Genomic DNA, 18,948 nt, shown 5'->3' on the forward strand with positions numbered 1-18,948 from the left:
GACTGATTATGGTAACAAATAGTCAGCGGTACGGTGACAAAGTCTCCCAAATGATCAGCTGGGGTCACTGGTTCGCGCTTTTTAATATCCTGCTCAGCCTGGCGCTGGGCAGCCGCTATTTGTTTGTCTCCGACTGGCCAGGATCCCTCGCCGGGCGCGTTTACGCGTTTGTCAGCTGGATCGGCCACTTTGGCTTTCTTGGCTTTACGCTTTACCTGCTGTTAATTTTCCCACTGACCTTTGTGGTGATGTCCCAGCGGCTGCTACGATTTATCTCGGCCATTATCGCCACCAGCGCGCTGACGCTGCTGCTGGTGGATACCGAGGTGTTTACCCGCTTCCATCTCCACCTCAATCCGGTAGTGTGGGAGCTGGTGGTCAATCCCGAGCAGGGTGAACTGGCCCGCGACTGGCAATTGATGTTCATCAGCATCCCGGTGCTGTTCCTGGTAGAAATGCTGTTCGGCACCTGGTGCTGGCAAAAGCTGCGCAGCTTGAGCCGGCGTAAAATGGGGAAACCCATTACCACTGTGTTTATCACCGCTTTCCTGGCATCACACCTTATCTATATCTGGGCCGATGCCAATTTTTACCGGCCGATTACCATGCAGCGCGCCAACCTGCCGCTTTCCTACCCGATGACCGCCCGGCGTTTCCTGGAACGTCACGGCCTGCTCGATGCCCAGGCCTATGAGCGACGGCTGACGCAACAGGGTAGCCCGGACGCTGCCGCCGTGGAATATCCGCTTAGCAGCCTGGCTTTTAGCAATAAAGGCGCTGGCTATAATCTGCTGGTGGTGACCACCGGGACATTGCGCAACGATACCGTCAACCAGTCCATGCCCCGGCTGCGCGACTTTGCGGCCGAGAATGTCAGGTTCAATCATCACTTCAGCACCGGTAACCAGGCCGATACCGGTCTGTTCGGCCTGTTCTACGGGATTTCATCATCCTATATGCAGGGTATTCTGGCGGCGCGGAAATCCTCGGTGCTGTTTGAAGCCCTGGCCCGCCAGGATTACCAGATGAGCCTGTTCTCATCCAATGGTTTTGCTGACCCGCTTTATCGTCAGGCGCTATTGACCGACTTCAGCTTGCCGCCGGCGAAAAAGCAGGACGATGCCCAGACCGTTCAGCAATGGAAACAGTGGCGGCAGTCCTATGCCGGCGGTTCGCCATGGTTCTCTTATATTGCCCTCAATGGTACCGATGTCAGCGCCAGCGAGAATAACAGCCCCACTATCACCCGCCGCTATCGCGACAATGCCCAGCGGCTGGATAATCAGCTAGGCCAACTGCTGGACGCCCTGCGGGAAAAAGGCGATCTGGACAATACCGTGGTGGTCATTACCGCCGCCAACGGGCTGGAGCTTGATGACAACGACAGCGGCCGGCACGAAACCGGCACGCAGTTCAACCGGGTGCAGCTGCAGGTGCCGCTTGTCTTGCATTGGCCCGCTACCCCGGCCCAGTCGGTGGATAAACTGACCTATCACAATGATGTTACGGTCACGCTGATGCAGCGCCTGCTGCATACCAGCACCCGAGCAAGCGATTATTCCCAGGGAGAAGACCTGTTTGCTCCCGCACGCCGTAATAACTGGGTAACCAGCGGCGATGACGGCGTGCTGGTCATTACCACCTCGACCCAGACTATTTTGCTGCAGAATAACGGCGATTACCGCACCTATGACCTGCAGGGCAAAGAAATTCGCCATGCAAAACCGCAGTTGGCCCTGCTGCTACAGGTGTTGACCGATGAAAAACGCTTTATTGCCAACTAACTGCTTAAATCTAAAGCAGTCGTTTCAATGTGCTATTGCATTAAGCCCAGGAAACGGTAGTATAGGCGCCCATGAAGTCGGCATGTAGCGCAGCCTGGTAGCGCACCGTCATGGGGTGTCGGGGGTCGGAGGTTCGAATCCTCTCATGCCGACCAATACATCCTGAAGAAAACCAACCACTTGTGGTTGGTTTTTTTTCGCCTGTGATATGGCGGAGGGTAAAAGAAGGGTAATATCGCCTTAATCCAGATGTACAGCAAACTGTTAGCAGTAACGGATGGCATGCCTATTTTTATGTCGCTATGCAGGGTGGTAAATTCGTGGTTCAGGGCGTTGTACTCGTTATTCTATTATTCCTCATACTATTAACTATATCCTTTACAGCGAATATATTGAGCTATATCTGGCCTGCACTTCATATAAATCTTTATGCTTGGCTGATTTTCTTAAGCTGATGTCATAGCCGCTTTTCTTTATTATGTCGTTAGCTATAGCCATTTGCATCGCTGTTGTAGCCGGCAATAATGCAAAGAAAATGCTTGAGAATGAAAATTCCCGCCACAAGGCCTATCGGGAAGTCGCCGCTAAAGACGGTATAGCATCTCTGCTGGTTCAGGCCTGCGAGCCTGAAACCGAATCACCGTTGCCGTTACAAGACCGCCGCCGCCAGCCGGGCGGCAAACCCCAGGAAAACCATCCCGACCAGGCTGTTGCCTATCTTGGCCAAGCCGCGTTTACGCTGGAAGAACCGCGCCAGCAGGGTGCCGGAAAAGATAATAAGCGTCAGGTAGGAAAAACTGACCCCTTCCAGTATCAGCGCTAATACGGTGAACGACAGCCAGGTATGGGCATAACCAAAATCAATGAACTGCACAAAAAAGGAGACATAGAACAGGATGGCTTTCGGATTGGTCAGGCTAAGCGTCAGTGACTTGCTGATGATGTTTTCCCGGGGAGCGACAACGGCTGCCGATGGCGCTGGTGTTGTACGCAGGCTTTGGTAAATCAGCCCGGCACCGAGATAAAACAGATAAAGCGCGCCCAGTGAGCGCACCAGTGTAAACAGCAACGGCGTGGTATTAATGAGGGAGGCCACGCCGATATAGGCGCAGAAAATCAGCATCGCATCACCGAGGAACACCCCTGATGCAGCGATATAACCGGCTTTTACCCCTCGGGCGGCGGCGGTGCGCAGCACATACAGCGAATTAGGCCCCGGCAAAATAATGATAAACACCAGGCCGGCCAGATAGGTCCAAACATTTATCACCCCCACGCTTTCAAACATGTGCTTCCCTGCTATGCGCTAATTATCGACACCTCAGCATCATACCCATTAGGGGAAGTGACCGCCAGACGCCGCCAGTGCCAGCTGGCCAGATGAAGTCTAGAAAGACCAGCGCAACCAGCCAAAAAACACGTTACCGTTATTGTAACTGCCTGGGATATAGGTTGCCTGGAAGGTCAGATCGCCGTAACTGACGGAGGCCAGCGGCAGCACCGCGGGCACCGGTAGGTATTTCCAGTTTTCGCGCAGGGTGAAACCCGCCGTATAACCGGCTCCGAGCCGAAATTTCTTATTCGCTGATGGATACCATTGTTTTTCCCAGGCGTAGCCGCCAAATGGCTCCCAATGGTTGAAAGAATCCTTGAAAGCCATCAGGTAGATGCCGTGCCAGTCGCCGTTCTCATCATGGCGGGATATGCCATAGCCCGCGCCCCACGGGCGCTCATTGTAGCGCTTGATATGGTCGTTATCGTACGTAAAACGGTTATGCCAGGTAATGACCGGCAGATAAAGATCCCTTTGCGGCGAGTGTTGCCAGGTCTCCTGAACATTACTGACCAGGCTTTGCCAAATTCCGCCGGGTGTAGGCCGTGAGGCCGCTGAGGGTTGATCGATTTTTCCGATTGGCTGATGCGCAGCCACCGGAGCAGATTCAAGAGCCTGAGCATCACATAAAGCAAAAAATGCCGTAAACACCAAGCACTGCCAAAACCGACACAACTGCACTACTTAACTCCTGATGAGGCCGGCAGGTATATTTCGCGCCAACAATTAGCAATACTAAGGTAAATAACTTAATGAATAGTTATAATTATGCCAAAAACAAACCAAACGGACATTAAACAACCTAAGACATTATTGACGGCATACACCCGATAGCCTGTTGCACTTAGGACTGATCGGGAAAAGTGAAGCTCGCCGGTAACGTTATTGCCGTAAATTAAGTCTGGACTGGACAGATAATGGCGATGGCGACTGTTCAATGTTCACCCATCCTGACCAACAGAGGGTTCATGACCGTTCTATGCCTGAAGATGCGCTGGGCGATACTGCCTTTTCTCTTGCTGTTGACCGCCTGCCGCGCCGCCGCGCCGACTTGGCCGTCACCGGATGCCGACAGTTTTGTCCAGTATCAGCAGCAATCCCGGCAGCAGTTGGAGAGCCACCGACGATTCCAGACCCCTGATCGACAGGCTGAAATCGGCTACAACCAACCCCGGGAATGGCGCCCGCAAGGTCAGCCCAAAGGCGGTATGCTGTTGATCCACGGTCTGGGCGACTCACCCTATTCCTTCAGCGATATCGGTCCGGTGCTGGCGGCCAAGGGCTATCTGGTGAGAACGCTGCTGCTACCGGGGCATGGCACCAAGCCGGAGGATTTGATGGCAGTCAGCCTGGAAGATTGGCACCAATTGATCCAGCGCCAAACCGACATCATGCGCCGAGAGGTGCCGCATGTTTGGCTGGGCGGTTTTTCTACCGGTGCCAATCTGGCAACGAAGTATGCCGTCCAACATCATGAAATTGCGGGCTTAATACTGTTTTCGCCTGCTTTCAGCGCCAGAAACCAGCTGGTTTGGCTTACGCCGTGGCTCCGCCCCTTCAAAGACTGGCTACGCAAGCCCGATGGTTCGCGGCCCCTGCAGACCTCGGTGCGTTATATGAATACCCCTACTAACGGGTTCGCGCTGTTTTATCGCACCAGCCGGCAGGCGAAATCTCAGCTGCGGCATGCCGGCCATTATGCTAAGCCGGTCATGATCATCACGGTGGCCCATGATTCCGTCCTGGACACCGCCTACACGCTGGCTGCCTTTCAACGCTATTTTACCCATCCCGGCAGTCGACTTTACTGGTATGGCGATTTACCCGCGGGGGTGCCGCCCTCGCCGCGGATCAGGGTGAAGCCCGATGCGCTGCCCCGGTTACGTATTAGCCAGTTCTCACATATGGGCATTCTGTTTGCACCGGACAATCCGCTGTACGGTGAATCGGCGCGGGAAAAATTTTGCTGGAACGGCCAGGAAGAAAGCGCTCTCAAGGCATGCCTTGCCGGGCAGGAAGTGTGGTATTCAGACTGGGGCTATCAGGAACGCGATAAGGTTCATGCACGGTTAACGTTTAATCCTTACTGGGATGAGCAGAATCTGGCCATATCGGCGTTTCTGTCGCAAGGCACCCCCCTGGAATAACGCCCGGCGGCCCAGCCCGGTTTAGAGTAAATATGATAATGCCATCACAGCCGGCGCCCTTCGGCCGCGAGATGATAATCCCACACACCGGGAGGTCATCATGCACATTAACGATATGGCATTTGTGGTAGCCCTGCTGTTAACCATTATCAGCTTTGTCTCGTTTATTTATGCCTGAGACGACGGCCTGACGCAAAGCAAAAAAAAGCCCCGTCCTGCGACGGGGCCAACCTGTTCTCAAAGAAGCGCACCGACAACCTTTGCTGTACTCCCTCGCTCAGAGGAGGTAAGTAGCCGATGCGCTTTTGTGAGCGAAATACGCCTAAACACCCGGGCCGGGTTGTTGAAACAACTCGCTTTACCGGGCTGCGGCGGCGCTGGCGGTTCTCGGTAAACCGGTACAATTTAGGGCCAAGGCACATTAAGATTGTTCCTAATTTACTTCAGTGATAACTGTCACAATTCAGAAATACTTATGTTAATAACGGCAGCAGGCTCCACGGTTTAACAAAAACGGTAGTCGACCACGGCCTTACCAGCACGAACGAAGATGAATGACGTTATTTGCAGCATTGCCCTTACCCCGGCGGCAAGAGTAACGCAGACAGCTGCGTTAACCGTCCCAGTATAGGGCAGTTTGAAAAAACGCGGTGCACGCAGATAAAATGATAAAATCGACCGGCCTTGGGCCGCATACTTCAATCGGTGGCGATAGCGGTCAAAAAAGCGGCCAACGTCAGCATTACCACGGTCGCCGCCATTGCCCAGCGCGTAAGCCGGATGTGTTCAGGCGTGGCGGTATTGACGAACGTGAGACGATAGTTGCCCCACAGCGTCATGGCTAAAGACATCAGCACCAGTGTGATGCAGGCAGCCAGTTTCAGGATATCACCATGGGCAAAGCCGGTTCGCAGTTGTAATAGTCCCAGAACCAGGGCGACAAAGGCGGTTCGATACCAGGCAAGACCGGTTCTTTCAGGTTGCAGGCCCGGATCGCGGGGCGGCCGAGGCGACGAAAGGCCGGCGCTCATGACAGTAGCATCATGGCGATGACCGCCAGCGCAATAGCCGAAATAAAAACGGCCAGCGCCAGCAGCATCGGCGTGGCGGGCAATGAGGCATCGGTGCGCATCGCCAGCTCGTTGGCCGCCCAGCGGCGATAGGCCATCAACCCCAGCAGGGCGGCAACCGTCGCCAGCGCAACCGCTAGCCCTACCCTGAACAGCGGCGACCCCAGTCGATCGGCAAACTGATCAATGGCGATGGCACCGGCCAGAAAAGCCAGGGCCGTACGGATCCAGGCCAGGAACGTACGCTCATTGGCCAGTGAGAAGCGATAATCAGGCGTTTTCCCCTTCAGCCACCAGGGAGTGCGCCGGTTATTACCAGAAGACTCAGTCGGATTATTCATAACAGGTTATGCTGCCTCACAAGGTAAAATAGCGACGTTTTTACGGATAAAGCACAGCGTGTACGGTGATAAGGCACAGCGAGTGCGGAAATAAGGCACAGCATATGCGGAGATAAAGCACCACGCTTTCAGGGAAAAGCACCACGTAGCTCCGGCCATCCTGGTTGATAATGGCAACTTCTGCGTATAAATACTACCTGAACCGGCTACACTCTTCATATTCCAGCAGTACGTCATTTCATGGGAGAACAGACATGACACAATCACACAAACCGGTATGGTTCATCACCGGTTGCTCTACCGGCTTTGGCCGAGAACTGGCAATCCACACCCTGTCGCTGGGATATCCGACCGTCGTTACCGCCCGTAATCCCGACAAGATCGCCGATATCGTGGCCGGCCATGAGGATCATGCATTGGTGCTGGCGCTGGACGTCACGCGCCAGGACCAGGTGGAGGCGGCATTAAAGGCAGCCGACGATCGATTTGGCGGTATTGATGTACTGGTCAACAATGCCGGCGTCGGTTACTTCGGCTCTTTTGAAGAGAGCGCCCTCGACGCGGTGCAGCGGATGTTTGATATCAACGTCTGGGGCTTGACCGCTATGACCAGAGCAGCCCTGCCGGTGATGCGGCGTCAGCGCAGCGGCACTATCGTCAATATTTCGTCGATAGGCGGCATTACCACCTTCCCGGCGCTGAGTTTTTATCATGCCACCAAGTTTGCTGTGGAAGCGCTCTCCGAATCCCTGTCGCAGGAAGTGGAGCCGCTGGGTATCAAGGTGCTGATTGTTGAGCCGGGTCCGTTTCGCACCGATTGGGCGGGACGCTCAGCCGATGAAGCACCGCAAACTATCGCCGATTACGCCGATACCGCCCATAAGCGTCAGAATGCCAGCCGGGAAAACAGCGGCAGGCAACCGGGAGATCCGGTACGCGCGGTGCAGGCTATCGTGAAAGCGGTTGAAGCCGAAAATCCGCCGCTACGGCTGGTGCTGGGCAATCCGGCAATGGATAATGCCTACAAAAAAATCGCCTTGTTGCAAAGGGATTTCAATGCCTGGGAAGAGGTCTCGCGCGGAGCGGATTTTCCAGAAGGGCAGTAACTCGCGTTCGAAATGCGGGCTGGCCCCCACCGGAACAGCGTTTGACCGATGCGGGCTGGCCCGCACTGGTGCAGCGTTTGACCGATGCGGGCTGACCCGCACTGGTGCAGCGTTTGACCGATGCGGGCTGACCGGCATCGGTCAGATCTGGTAATCCAGTGCCGGCTCGTTCGCCTGGGCAGTCAACACTTTTTCCTCAATCTCGGTCAGCGACAGTTCCGGGTTGCAGAGCTGGATAAAGCGCCAGGCATATTTGCGCTGCAGCTGTCCTCGTTTCACCCCCAGCCAAACGGTGTTGGCTTCAAACAAATGCTCCACGTTAATACTGACCAGGCCTGGGTCTCGTTCCCTGCTATAGGACATATCCGCCAGCAAGCCGACGCCGAGTCCCAGCTCGACATAGGTTTTTATCACATCCGAATCCTGGGCGCTCAACACCACCTCCGGCTTGAGCCCGGCGGCTTTAAAGGCCACATCCAGCCTTGACCGGCCGGTAATACCTCGCCTGTAGGTCACCAGTGGATACTGGCTGAGGGCTTCCAGGCTGAGATGCGCTTCCCTGGTCAGCGGATGCCCTTCCGGTACCAGCACCGTATGATGCCAGCGATAGTATGGAAAGGCCGCCAGCTGATCTTCGGTCATCAGTTTTTCACTGGCAATGCCGACATCCGCCTCACCGGACTGCAGCATGGACACAATCTCTTCCGGGCTGCCCTGATTCAGGATCAGCCTGACCCGGGGAAACAGTTCCCTGAACTGTTTGATGACGCCCGGCAGGCTGTAGCGGGCCTGGGTATGGGTGGTTACGATTGATAATTCGCCTGAGTCTTTATTGGCAAAAACATCGGCAATGCGGCGAATGTTATTGGCATCATTGAGGATCCGCTCAGCGACGGTAAGCAGGGTCTTTCCTGGCTCGGTCATGCCAATAAGACGCTTGCCACGGCGAATGAAAATTTCAACGCCCAATTCTTCTTCCAGCTCGCGAATATGTCGACTGACGCCAGATTGCGAAGTAAACAACATGCCGGCCACATCAGTCAGATTATAATTACACCGGGCTGATTCCCGGATAATACGCAATTGCTGAAAGTTCACGTGCCCTACCCCCTAGAGTGTCCTGATAGACTATAGATACAGAGGAAGTATGCGGCGAGCAAATATGAAAACAGGTTAACTTATAGTTTTTTATAATAAGGAAAAAAATGGCTAAGCCTATGCTTTTTTCACCTATACCGCTGCCGGCACCGCTGGCCGGTGCTCCCGCTTAGACCTAAAGAGATGCCGCCACCGCTGGCCGGTGCTCCAGCCACAGCCGCACTCCGGCCTGGGCCAGCGCCAAAGTGGTGTCCAGGCTCAAGGGCTGATAGCGGGATTGCACCGCCGCCAAGGCCGGGGCCACTTCCGTACAGGCCAATATAAGCCGCTCAGCCCCGCGTCCATTCAGACGGGCGCACAGCTCAGAGAGCAACTCTCCGCCCTGCGCCAGCCGGCCCTGTTTGACCGCATAACAGCCAGGCACAAACAGCTCGGTCATTTCTTTGGCGGTGGGCAATAGCGGCTCGATACCCACATCCGTAAGACGCTGTTGATACCAGCCGGCGTCCAGCGTGCCCTGAGTGGCAATCAGACCCGCCTGCCGCACGCCCGAGGCCGCCTGCAGCAAAGGCAATATCGCATCTGCGATATGCACAATCGGCGCCCGGCTTTCCTCTACCAGCGCCAGATACCAGTGGTGAGCGGTATTGCAGGCGATCAGAATATGGCTCGCGCGCCCCGTTCAGCCGGGCGATACCTTCCCTGAGCGCCGGCAGCGGTGAAGGGCCGGTACCCGCCAACGCCCGCTGCCGGTCGGCTATCTGCGGCACGTTCCATATCACCACCGGCGCATGCTGCTGATCGCTGTCGGCCGGTGTCTGGCTGATGATTTTATCGAGCAGATCGACCGTCGCCAGGGGTCCCATACCGCCCAGCACCCCGAGGAGGAAGCCGCTCATCAGCGCGCCTGCTGTTCCAGCAATTGGCGATAGCCCCAAAGCCCCGCTGAACCGCCGGTATGGATAAACACCAGGTTTTCACCTTGGCCAAAACGACCTTTGCGAATCAGATCGATAAGCCCCGCCATACCTTTAGCTGAATACACCGGATCCAGCAGGATCCCTTCAAGTTCGGCCAGCAGTTTTATTGCCTCAAGGGTGCCGGCGGTAGGCAAACCATAACCTTCACCCACATAGTCGCTGTTGACGACCACCGCGTCATGATCCAGCTCACCCCGAGCGCCAAGCAACTGCCAAGTACGGGAGGCCAGCGAATAGACATTTTCTTCCTGCTTCTCGCGCGGGGCCCGCACGCTGATACCCAGTACCGGTATGTGGCTATTGGTGGCGGCAAGCCCGGCCACCAGCCCCGCCTGGGTGCCGGTGCTGCCGGTGGCATGTATCACATGGTCGATACGCAGTCGCTGCTGGCTGGATTGATATAGCAGCTCTTCGGCACAGGCCACATAGCCCAAGGCGCCAATGGGGTTGGAGCCGCCGCCGGGAATCACATAGGGGGTATGGCCGCCGGCACGCAGCTGGTCTGCCAGAGCTTCCATTGCCTGCTGCATATCGCTGCCGGCCGGCAGGTGTTCAACGATGGTGCCACCCAACAGGTTATCCAGCAGGATATTGCCGGAATGCTGGTAATCGTCACCAAACTTGTCGACTCGTTGTTCCAGCAGTACCTGGGTCTGCAGACCTAGCTTGTTGGCGGCGGCAATGGTTTGGCGTACATGGTTGGACTGGGTCGCGCCCTGGGTGATGATGATGTCGGCCCGTTGTTTTAGGGCATCGGCCAGCAGGAACTCCAACTTGCGCGTCTTGTTGCCGCCGGTCGCAAGACCGGTGCTGTCATCTCGTTTGATATAGAGAGTCGGTCCCCCCAGGAAGCGGGACAGGTTGGGCAACGCCTCCAGAGGCGTTGGGAAATGGCCTAAGGACAGGCGCGGAAAACGAGCCAAATGCATGATGTAACTCCCTTGAATTGTCAGATGTCTGCTGCCCGCGACAGCATGGTGACCCCGTGGGAGTCATGGCCTTTCAGACATGACTCGACCAGATTATTTGCCACCTGCTCGGCTATGGCCGGATTAACCGGGTGTTCAACCAACCGGGCGGTACAATATTCCCGGAGGAACCGATGTTGAAAAAGCGGCATAAAGGGCTCCAGTATTTATGCCGGCACTATATCTTTATTGTGGCGATTAACAGAACAACAAGAATTAACTATATAAAGCTGAAAAAAAACTAAAGAGAATATAAACAACCATGCAACATTGGCGTAAAATAGAAGTATCATAGTCAATCCTAATCAGTAATAACTCTACGCGTTCAAACTGCATACGACATCCGTTTTTTCCCGGTTTCGGCCGAGCCTGGACTGATGCCGGGCTGGGTACTATAAAAATGATGGCGCTATTAAAAAGACCCCAAATTTTAATGAGTTGAGATAACTCCCACTCACATCACAGCGCAAATGATTCCGCCCCCTGAGGCCGATTCCCGACATGTTTATCTGCCACGTTCAACCACCGCTTTATTCGGTTTTTGCCTTTGTATATTCGGCTGGCGCATAATTATTAATTTCAATTTGCTTCTAAATTATTCCAAAAAACACTTTACCCTGCAGCTAACGATAATTTTATGATGGACGTCCTCCCCCCGGCTTGGGAACCTGGGATTGATTTCTTATTCAGGATAATAATGATGAAACAATTATTTAATCCATTACACTCTGTGGTTGCGCTAAGCATATTATTGGCTACCGGGACGGCAGCTGCTGAAGGAAAAATCAGTATCGCCCAGCAGTTCGGCATCGGCTATTTGATTCTGGACGTGGTGCGCGAAAAACAGCTGATTGAAAAACAGGGCAAGGCTGAAGGCCTGGCTATCGAGGTCGAATGGCGTAATATTTCCGGCGCAACGGCAATGAATGAAGCGTTACTGACCGGCGCGCTGGATGTCGCCTCAGCCGGGGCCCCACCGGTATTGACGCTGTGGGACCGTACCCGCGGCAAGCAGAATGTAAAGGCTATCGCCGCGCTGGGCTCAATGCCGAATTACCTGCTGAGCAATAACCCGGCGGTGAAAACCCTCCAGGACCTGAGCGACAAGGACCGGATCGCTGTTCCTGCGGCGGGCGTGGGCTTCCAGTCCCGCACCCTGCAAATTGAAACCGCTCGACTGTACGGTAAGGATGAGTATAAGAAATTTGACCGCATCAGCCTGAGCCTGCCCCATCCTGACGCCACGGCAGCGCTGATTTCAGGAGGATCGGAAATTACCGCCCATTTTTCCAGCCCGCCATTCCAATACCAGGCCCTGGAACATCCGGGAATACATAAGGTCCTCAGTTCCTATGATGTACTGGGCGGTAAAGGCACTTTCAACCTGCTTTACACCACTGAAAAATTCCATGATCAAAACCCTAAAACCTACCGGGCGTTTTTCAATGCCCTGGCTGAAGCGGAAAAGATCATTAAAGCAGATAAAAATGCCGCAGCCCAGACCTATATCAGAACGGAGAAATCCCGCTTGCCGCTGGCGCTGATTGAGAAAATCATTAACGATCCGGAAAATGATTTCACCATCACCCCGCAAAAAACCTATGTCTATGCTGAAAAACTGCATGACCTCGGTGTACTGAAAAACAAAGCCGACAGCTGGAAAGACTATTTCTTCGAAGACGCCTATACCTTGCCGGGCGACTAAGCATTCACTAATGGGACAACGCTATGAGCTCCAGCATTCATCGTCAGTCTTCGGCGTCACCGCTGCTGCAGGTTGACGCCGTCAATCTGGAATATCGCACCCCGCAAAGGACCGTGCGCGCCACCCAGGACGTCAGTTTTGACGTATACCCCTCGGACCGTTTTATCCTGCTGGGTCCCTCCGGCTGCGGTAAGTCCAGCCTGCTTAAGGCGGTGGGCGGCTTTTTACCGATCGCCGGTGGGCAAATCCTGCTGGAGGGAACCACCATCACCCAACCCAGTCCTGATCGGGTGATGGTGTTTCAGGAGTTCGATCAATTGCCGCCCTGGAAAACGGTATTGGAAAACGTCATGTTCGGTCTGGTTGCCAGCCGCAAGGCGGGTCGCAAGCAAGCCCGGGAAACAGCGAAATATTATCTCAATAAAGTGGGGTTGGACGGTTTTGCCGATGCCTATCCCCACCAACTTTCCGGCGGCATGAAACAACGGGTCGCCATCGCCCGCGCCCTGGCGATGCAGCCTAAAATTTTGCTGATGGATGAACCTTTTGCCGCGCTGGACGCCCTGACCAGACGAAAAATGCAGCAGGAGCTGCTGAGCCTATGGCGAGACGCGCCTTTTACGCTGCTGTTTGTGACCCACTCCATTGAAGAGGCCCTGATGATCGGCAGCCGGATCCTGTTGCTTTCTCCTCATCCGGGCCGAGTGCGGGCTGAGCTGAATGCCGATCAATTCAGCATTGACGATGTGAGTAGTCCGATCTTCAGGCAAAGCGCGCAACGTATTCATTCTTTGCTGTTTGATGATCCCAAGCATGATGGTCAGCCGGAAAAGACGCCCCTGCTGCATGCGATAGGTTGACCTACATCACCAGGAGGATCCGCAATGACTCAATCAGGCCCGGTAAGGGCGGAATATATACGTGACCTGGCGCCGGTCACCCAAGATCAGCGTGAAACGCCGTTACCGGCACTAGCCCGTCTATGGCAGCAGGACTGGCTGAGAAAAACCATTATCCTGCTGCTGCTGGCGGTTATCTGGGAGGGCGCGGCGCGTTGGCAGGATAATGACCTGCTGCTGCCGGGTTTTATTCAGACGTTCAAAGCCTTTTTCGAGGATATCGCCAGCGGTGATTTGCCGGCCAAGGTGTCGGTATCGCTGTCTACGCTGATAAAAGGGTATGTGATTGGGGCTCTGCTGGCGCTCGGGCTGAGTTCGCTGGCGGTGTCTACCCGCACCGGTCGGGATTTACTCAGCACCCTGACCTCGATGTTTAATCCATTGCCGCCTATCGCCCTGCTGCCGCTGGCGCTGCTGTGGTTTGGACTGGGTGAAAACAGCCTGATTTTTGTGCTGGTGCATTCGGTGATGTGGCCACTGGCCCTGAACACCTATTCTGGCTTTCTCAGCGTATCGGATACGCTGCGCATGACCGGTCGTAATTATAATCTGCGTGGTTTAGGCTATGTACGGCAGATCCTGATTCCGGCGGCATTGCCGTCAATCCTGTCGGGACTGAAGATCGGCTGGGCCTTTGCCTGGCGCACGCTGATTGCCGCTGAACTGGTGTTTGGCGCATCCAGCGGCAACGGTGGGCTGGGCTGGTATATTTTTCAGAATCGTAATGAGCTTTATACTGACCGGGTGTTTGCCGGCCTTATTTCAGTGACGCTGATTGGACTGCTGGTCGAAGGATTGATTTTCACTACCCTGGAGCGTTTAACCGTCAAACGCTGGGGTATGCAGCGTTAAAAAAACGGCGACTATTCGCCGTTTTTTTACCTAATGAAGATGAGACTCACGCGACGCCCAGAACGGTCCTGCCATAATAACATCAAGGCAGAAACCGGGCGCCAGCGGCATTAGGGCTGATACTCATTGGTATAATATTGATTTGCCGGCAACGCCTGCTTCAAAACGCCAATCGACGTGATGGCCGTGAGCAGCTCCGTCCAGGCCTGGTCATCAAGCCTGAGTTGGTCTTTATCAGGCGCGCCCAGCACCGCCATCGTGTCCTGCCATTGCTGTTTCACAAACGCAGCGTCATAAGACTTACTGTACTTGGCGGCAAAGGCGGCGGTGGCTTCGTCAGGATGCTCTATCGCATAGGAGAGGCTTCTGGCGGTAGCCCGCATAAAAGCTTTGGCCAGCTCAGGATTTTTTTCCAGCCATTGCTGATTACCGGCAAACATGAAGATCGGCGTATTGGGCACGCCATGTTCGGTTGCCGGCAGGAATTCAGGCTTCTGCTTGCCGACCACGTTTATCTCGGTGCCCTCGGCATTGGTAATACCGGTAGTCGCATCTACCCGATTTTGCAGCAACAGCGGCACCGTATTATCGGAGGCCGCCACCATGTTGACATCCTTAAGCGTCATTCCGGCACTCTTGAGCATCAATGACAGCTGGGCCTGGGTCCAGGCATCGTTATAGATGCCGATGCGTTTACCTTTAAGCTGTTCAATGGTCACCGGCTTCCCTTGCGGGGAAAAAATTCCCCAGTTATTACCCGTGCCGTAACGGCCAATAGCAATAATCGGTGCGCCCTGCTCTTTAGCAAAAATGATGTCCATCACGGTGGTAAAAGCCACATCCGCACGGCCGGTGCCAAGGAATTTCATGGTATCGGCGACCGTAGGCGGTGCCACTACATTAAGATCAATCCCCTCTTCACGGTAAAAGCCCTTGGCAATACCCAGTGTCCAGGGGATCCAGAACCCGTCGGCAACCGGCCATTCCTGAACAAAGGTGACTTTGACCGGCTTCGATTCCGCTCTGGCCGGCAACTGACTTGCCATCACGCCCATCAGCGCGGCAGCGCCGATGGCCAACACGTTTAGATATGAAATTCTGGTCATTGTTTTTCCTTTAGAACATGCATTAAAAATGCAGCTTGAACCCAGCCAGGGAATGAAACATCACCACCGTCAAATATTGCCGCCTAACCTTTCATTGCCGTTTCATCATAGGACGGTACCGTCTGGCGGTATTTATCCAGCCAGCCGACCAGGCCGGGAAAATCCGCACGCCAATCGCCGTTAAAGCGCAAATCCAGATAGCCCAGGGCAGCCGCCATAGCAATTTCGCCCAGATGCGCGGTCGATTCACGCACCGGTATGCAGTAATGGGTCGCCATAAATTCCAGCGCCCGGCGGATTTTACCCTGCTGGTGGCTGACCCACTTCTCACTGACCTGTTCTTTAGTGCGAAACCGGCCTTCATAAGCGATAAGTAATGCCGCATCCATCAGCCCATCAGCGACAGCCTGTTGCCGAAGCACTTCCCAGCGCGCTTCGCCAGCCGGAATGACGTTACCGCCGCCGGCCAGATCGTCCAGGTACTCCGCTATCACCCGTGAATCATACAGGCATTGTCCACCCGGCAGTACCAGCGTCGGGATCTTGCCCAGCACATTCTGCTGATGCAGGCTGTCATTAGGATCCATCGGGTCAGCGTGTTCAATGATGATGTCATTTGCCAGCCCGACAACAGCGGCCACCATAATAACCTTACGACCAAAGGGAGACGCCGGCGAGGTTCTCAATATAAACATGAAACGCCCTTTTTTGCAGATGCAGGCTAAGGATCGGCGCGCCTCTGTGACGGCATTAATGCGGTATGCAATTCATCAAGGACGCCACACGGCACGGTGAAAAGAAGGTAATGATTCAAGATTATACCAACCTGGCTGGGAAGGAAACCAGGCAACGCACAATCGCCCTGCTGGAGAAGGATCAGTATCGTATTAACTGATAGCACCATAAACATGCTGTTAATAAGGAGAATGATTCACCTTTTAGCCAAAAATGCTATTTATCGGCTTTGGTCGGGCGGGAAACAGCCAAAACAGGACTTATGCAGAATGCTCCTATTAACCTGTTTACTCATATCCGCATAATAGCCACTCATTTGCAAAAAGGAGAGCAGAGACCATGCAGAACATGATTCTCATAGCGGTATTGCTCGGCATCGCCGCATTTTCACTGTACAAAGCCGTACAGGAAAGCCGTAAAAAATCGTTGATAAGTCAACGTCATCGCTGATACTGCGCCGGTTCAGTCGATCACCGTATTGCCATAAAGAAAGGCCCCCTGCATCAGGGGGCCTTTTCGTTTTCAGCGTGATGTGGCTGCCGCAATACGGCTAAAAGCCGTCAATCAGAACTGATACAGCATGCCTACCGCCATGATATCGTCGGTCGCAATACCAATAGCCTTGTCAGCTTCGCTGTTCTTGATAAGGTTAAACTGATACAAGGCGAAGGCAGAGATATTTTTGTTAAACGCGTAGTTGGTGCCTACGGCAACGTACTTTTTCAGCGCTCCCGACACCGTTTGTCCATCGAATGCGGTGGCTTTGCCGGTAGATTGAACAAAAGCGACCATCGGCGTCAGCCCAAAATCAAAGTTATACTTCGCAACCACTTCCAGATTTTCAGACTTGGATGCAAAGGCCGGTACGCCATCGATCGCAGCGCCATTGCCAATACGCGTCATATGGTAAGACTGATTATAGATAGCGGCCAGGTAAAGGGCTTCATCGTCATATTTCAGGCCGGCGGCGTACGAATTGGCGCGATCACCCTCGATGTTCAGATGCTGCTTCTGCCCCGCCGTCAGCCTGGAGCTGGAGAACGCAGCGGCGGCAGAGAGCGTGTCGGTAATATCATAGGACAGCGACATACCGTAGCCATCACCATTGGCGCCCAGCAGGTTACGATTGCTGCCGGTCTTGTCATTGCGCCCCTGGAACTGCAGGGCAAAGTGCAGCCCCTCGACCAGCCCAAAGAAGTTATCATTACGATAGGTGGCCATTCCGGTACCGCGATGGGTCATAAAGCTGTCCGGCGTTTCGAAGCTATCGCCACCGAACTCAGGCAGCACATCGGTCATTGCTGCAACGTCATGCATTACACCGTAATTGCGGCCGTAATCAAATGTGCCGCCTTCAGTGCCGAACTTGAGCCCAGCATAACCCAGGCGAGTGTGCTGGCCGTTGCCATCTCCGGCTTCGGCATTGTTCAGTTTGGCTTCATATTCCCAACGCCCATAGGCGCTGAGCTCACTGTTGATTTGAGTGTTGCCGCGCAGGCCCAGGCGAGCGTGTGACCGGTCACCCTGGTTGGATTCATCTTTGCTCTGATAGTGCATCCCTTGCACCTCGCCATATAAATCCAGGGTGGTTTGGTCTTTATTGAACACTTCGGCGGCATTGGCCGTACCGGCCATTGCCAAAACCGAAATCAGGATAGAACTATTCCGTAGTTTCATTATGTATTCCTCTAGGCGTTTCAGTAGAGTAAGCCACTATTTTGCTGATACGAGGCAAGCAATAAGGTGTGCTCTTATTGGATATGTCTAATTTTAATCTTGCGGCGAGAGAATACTAAATGACCCATTTTCTTTCAAGGAACATCGGAATTAACTTTCGAACCAGACTTGGATTTACGCCTATTTCTGTATCGCGTTAAACGCATAAATACATATATTTACTGACTAATATAGGAACCATAACTAATAATATAATCCTTATACATCAATTAATTGAATACATTACCGTTTGAATGAAAAGAACAGCCAAGTGAGCAGGCAATTATTGCTTAAAAATGACGCCGTTATTACCGGTTAGCAATGCATTACCCTTAATTAGCACTTCGTTTATTTATCGCCAGTAAAAATCAACCAGCCTGATTATAATGGCTAGCATTTCATTATCTTTAATATAATGTTTTTTTATTTTAATTCCCCTGTCCTTGATTATGTACCCTGTCCGGCAATGAAACGGAAGCAAGTCCGCCTAATCTATATTGACACCGGGTAAATGCCGGTCTGACCGTCGTTAAAGTGTTAGGGTACGGATGATGAACTTCGTCAACTGTCGCGCAACATGGTATACTTTGCGGTGTATCAGCGGTGAGCGTCAGCACCTGTGCCGCTCACCACAGGCGTTTAGGCATATGAGGATGTCATGCAGCAAAAGGGTGATATCGAGGCCATCTGGAGCCGGTTGCAACGCTCCGCGTTCAGGTCAGCATTTCAATTGACAGAAAAAGACCAGCGTTACCTGAATGATAAGGGAATGGAGCACGTTTTATCCCATGCCCGGGATTTCATCGCGTCCCGTCTTTCGCCGGCACTGCCTCTCAAAGACGGCAAACAAACGCCCTGGCGCGGCCACCCGGTATTTGTCGCCCAGCATGCCACAGCCACCTGCTGCCGCGGCTGCCTGGAAAAGTGGCACGGCATTGTTCGTGGCCAGGCGCTTGATGCACGCCAGCAGGAGTACATCGTCCAGTTTATCGCCCTGTGGCTGGCGCGACGCGGCGGCTCTCCTTCAGGAAATCAATGATGCCCCTGCTGTCCACTGAATCTCGCATCGACCTTTACACCGCCTTTGGCTGTACTGCCCTCTTTTTGC

The 18,948-nt window shown here is 53.9% G+C and carries 17 protein-coding genes, 1 tRNA gene and 1 pseudogene; 8 read left to right on the plus strand and 11 right to left on the minus strand.

Going from position 1 to position 18,948, the window contains the following annotated elements:
* Window positions 1-8 precede the first annotated feature (8 nt).
* Together yejM and EDC52_RS03010 are read left to right on the plus strand one after the other, a co-directional pair.
* Entirely contained in the window at window positions 9-1,784 is a 1,776-nt protein-coding gene (gene yejM / locus EDC52_RS03005; protein ID WP_131863839.1) for an LPS biosynthesis-modulating metalloenzyme YejM, read from the plus strand.
* Window positions 1,785-1,862: 78 nt separating this feature from the next.
* Window positions 1,863-1,939 (plus strand) — tRNA-Pro (locus EDC52_RS03010).
* Between the two features lie 494 nt (window positions 1,940-2,433).
* Here EDC52_RS03010 and leuE read toward each other — a convergent pair.
* Both leuE and pagP read right to left on the minus strand, forming a co-directional pair.
* Window positions 2,434-3,072, minus strand: a complete 639-nt coding sequence (gene leuE, locus EDC52_RS03015; protein WP_131863840.1) for a leucine efflux protein LeuE — start codon at window positions 3,070-3,072, stop codon at window positions 2,434-2,436.
* 99 nt (window positions 3,073-3,171) lie between these two features.
* Complete coding sequence (gene pagP, locus EDC52_RS03020; protein WP_407924194.1) at window positions 3,172-3,771, minus strand: lipid IV(A) palmitoyltransferase PagP; 600 nt, start codon at window positions 3,769-3,771, stop codon at window positions 3,172-3,174.
* Window positions 3,772-4,085: 314 nt separating this feature from the next.
* Here pagP and EDC52_RS03025 point away from each other — a divergent pair, with 314 nt between their 5' ends.
* Window positions 4,086-5,264, plus strand: coding sequence for an alpha/beta hydrolase (locus EDC52_RS03025; RefSeq protein ID WP_131863842.1), 1,179 nt, complete (start codon window positions 4,086-4,088; stop codon window positions 5,262-5,264).
* Between the two features lie 698 nt (window positions 5,265-5,962).
* Here EDC52_RS03025 and EDC52_RS03030 read toward each other — a convergent pair.
* Window positions 5,963-6,295 carry a DUF202 domain-containing protein gene (locus EDC52_RS03030; RefSeq protein ID WP_131863843.1) on the minus strand — a complete coding sequence of 111 codons (333 nt, stop codon included), beginning with the start codon at window positions 6,293-6,295 and terminating at the stop codon, window positions 5,963-5,965.
* Complete coding sequence (locus EDC52_RS03035; protein ID WP_131863844.1) at window positions 6,292-6,675, minus strand: YidH family protein; 384 nt, start codon at window positions 6,673-6,675, stop codon at window positions 6,292-6,294. Before EDC52_RS03035 ends, EDC52_RS03030 begins: the two co-directional genes overlap by 4 nt.
* Before the next feature lie 254 nt (window positions 6,676-6,929).
* Here EDC52_RS03035 and EDC52_RS03040 point away from each other — a divergent pair, with 254 nt between their 5' ends.
* Entirely contained in the window at window positions 6,930-7,781 is an 852-nt protein-coding gene (locus tag EDC52_RS03040) for an oxidoreductase (RefSeq protein ID WP_131863845.1), read from the plus strand.
* A gap of 141 nt (window positions 7,782-7,922) precedes the next feature.
* On the opposite strand, the gene cbl is transcribed toward EDC52_RS03040, so the two are convergent.
* From cbl to EDC52_RS03060, 4 genes and pseudogenes are all read right to left on the minus strand, one after another.
* Entirely contained in the window at window positions 7,923-8,879 is a 957-nt protein-coding gene (cbl, locus tag EDC52_RS03045) for an HTH-type transcriptional regulator Cbl (protein ID WP_131863846.1), read from the minus strand.
* A gap of 175 nt (window positions 8,880-9,054) precedes the next feature.
* A pseudogene (gene cuyB, locus EDC52_RS03050) lies at window positions 9,055-9,778 on the minus strand (cysteate racemase).
* A complete protein-coding gene (gene cuyA, locus EDC52_RS03055; RefSeq protein WP_131863847.1) occupies window positions 9,778-10,788 on the minus strand; it encodes a D-cysteate sulfo-lyase in 1,011 nt (336 codons plus the stop codon). The pseudogene cuyB and the gene cuyA overlap by 1 nt, the downstream one beginning before the upstream one ends.
* 20 nt (window positions 10,789-10,808) lie before the next feature.
* On the minus strand, window positions 10,809-10,979 hold the full coding sequence (locus EDC52_RS03060; protein WP_131863848.1) for a hypothetical protein: 171 nt from the start codon (window positions 10,977-10,979) through the stop codon (window positions 10,809-10,811).
* A 548-nt stretch (window positions 10,980-11,527) separates the two neighbouring features.
* Here EDC52_RS03060 and EDC52_RS03065 point away from each other — a divergent pair.
* The 3 genes from EDC52_RS03065 to EDC52_RS03075 are packed head-to-tail and all read left to right on the plus strand — an operon-like array spanning window position 11,528 to window position 14,283.
* Window positions 11,528-12,532, plus strand: a complete 1,005-nt coding sequence (locus EDC52_RS03065) for an ABC transporter substrate-binding protein (protein ID WP_131864090.1) — start codon at window positions 11,528-11,530, stop codon at window positions 12,530-12,532.
* 23 nt (window positions 12,533-12,555) lie between these two features.
* Window positions 12,556-13,392: an ABC transporter ATP-binding protein gene (locus EDC52_RS03070; RefSeq protein ID WP_131863849.1), complete on the plus strand. Its 837-nt coding sequence runs from the start codon at window positions 12,556-12,558 to the stop codon at window positions 13,390-13,392.
* 24 nt (window positions 13,393-13,416) lie between these two features.
* Window positions 13,417-14,283: an ABC transporter permease gene (locus tag EDC52_RS03075; RefSeq protein WP_131863850.1), complete on the plus strand. Its 867-nt coding sequence runs from the start codon at window positions 13,417-13,419 to the stop codon at window positions 14,281-14,283.
* Between the two features lie 110 nt (window positions 14,284-14,393).
* Here the strand turns inward: EDC52_RS03075 and EDC52_RS03080 are convergent, their stop codons facing one another.
* The 3 genes from EDC52_RS03080 to EDC52_RS03090 all read right to left on the minus strand — a co-directional run bounded on the left by EDC52_RS03080 (window position 14,394) and on the right by EDC52_RS03090 (window position 17,801).
* Window positions 14,394-15,389: an ABC transporter substrate-binding protein gene (locus EDC52_RS03080; RefSeq protein WP_131863851.1), complete on the minus strand. Its 996-nt coding sequence runs from the start codon at window positions 15,387-15,389 to the stop codon at window positions 14,394-14,396.
* Between the two features lie 83 nt (window positions 15,390-15,472).
* Window positions 15,473-16,084, minus strand: coding sequence for a glutathione S-transferase family protein (locus EDC52_RS03085; protein WP_131863852.1), 612 nt, complete (start codon window positions 16,082-16,084; stop codon window positions 15,473-15,475).
* A gap of 604 nt (window positions 16,085-16,688) precedes the next feature.
* Window positions 16,689-17,801 (minus strand): porin, encoded by a 1,113-nt coding sequence (locus EDC52_RS03090; protein WP_131863853.1) that lies wholly within the window; start codon window positions 17,799-17,801, stop codon window positions 16,689-16,691.
* Window positions 17,802-18,498: 697 nt separating this feature from the next.
* Between EDC52_RS03090 and EDC52_RS03095 the strand changes: the two genes are divergently transcribed.
* On the plus strand, window positions 18,499-18,879 hold the full coding sequence (locus EDC52_RS03095; protein ID WP_131863854.1) for a DUF4186 domain-containing protein: 381 nt from the start codon (window positions 18,499-18,501) through the stop codon (window positions 18,877-18,879).
* Window positions 18,880-18,948 lie beyond the last annotated feature (69 nt).

It is taken from the genome of Biostraticola tofi (genome assembly GCF_004343195.1).
In the GTDB taxonomy this organism is placed as follows: Bacteria; Pseudomonadota; Gammaproteobacteria; order Enterobacterales; family Enterobacteriaceae; genus Biostraticola; species Biostraticola tofi.

What these genes read in the sequence shown, in the direction of transcription:
- yejM (WP_131863839.1), top strand. Translation starts at nt 9, where the DNA reads ATGGTAACAAATAGTCAGCGGTACGGTGACAAAGTCTCCCAAATGATC.
- leuE (WP_131863840.1), bottom strand. Translation starts at nt 3,072, where the DNA reads ATGTTTGAAAGCGTGGGGGTGATAAATGTTTGGACCTATCTGGCCGGC.
- EDC52_RS03025 (WP_131863842.1), top strand. Translation starts at nt 4,086, where the DNA reads ATGACCGTTCTATGCCTGAAGATGCGCTGGGCGATACTGCCTTTTCTC.
- EDC52_RS03030 (WP_131863843.1), bottom strand. Translation starts at nt 6,295, where the DNA reads ATGAGCGCCGGCCTTTCGTCGCCTCGGCCGCCCCGCGATCCGGGCCTG.
- EDC52_RS03035 (WP_131863844.1), bottom strand. Translation starts at nt 6,675, where the DNA reads ATGAATAATCCGACTGAGTCTTCTGGTAATAACCGGCGCACTCCCTGG.
- EDC52_RS03040 (WP_131863845.1), top strand. Translation starts at nt 6,930, where the DNA reads ATGACACAATCACACAAACCGGTATGGTTCATCACCGGTTGCTCTACC.
- cuyA (WP_131863847.1), bottom strand. Translation starts at nt 10,788, where the DNA reads ATGCATTTGGCTCGTTTTCCGCGCCTGTCCTTAGGCCATTTCCCAACG.
- EDC52_RS03060 (WP_131863848.1), bottom strand. Translation starts at nt 10,979, where the DNA reads ATGCCGCTTTTTCAACATCGGTTCCTCCGGGAATATTGTACCGCCCGG.
- EDC52_RS03065 (WP_131864090.1), top strand. Translation starts at nt 11,528, where the DNA reads ATGAAACAATTATTTAATCCATTACACTCTGTGGTTGCGCTAAGCATA.
- EDC52_RS03070 (WP_131863849.1), top strand. Translation starts at nt 12,556, where the DNA reads ATGAGCTCCAGCATTCATCGTCAGTCTTCGGCGTCACCGCTGCTGCAG.
- EDC52_RS03075 (WP_131863850.1), top strand. Translation starts at nt 13,417, where the DNA reads ATGACTCAATCAGGCCCGGTAAGGGCGGAATATATACGTGACCTGGCG.
- EDC52_RS03080 (WP_131863851.1), bottom strand. Translation starts at nt 15,389, where the DNA reads ATGACCAGAATTTCATATCTAAACGTGTTGGCCATCGGCGCTGCCGCG.
- EDC52_RS03085 (WP_131863852.1), bottom strand. Translation starts at nt 16,084, where the DNA reads ATGTTTATATTGAGAACCTCGCCGGCGTCTCCCTTTGGTCGTAAGGTT.
- EDC52_RS03090 (WP_131863853.1), bottom strand. Translation starts at nt 17,801, where the DNA reads ATGAAACTACGGAATAGTTCTATCCTGATTTCGGTTTTGGCAATGGCC.
- EDC52_RS03095 (WP_131863854.1), top strand. Translation starts at nt 18,499, where the DNA reads ATGCAGCAAAAGGGTGATATCGAGGCCATCTGGAGCCGGTTGCAACGC.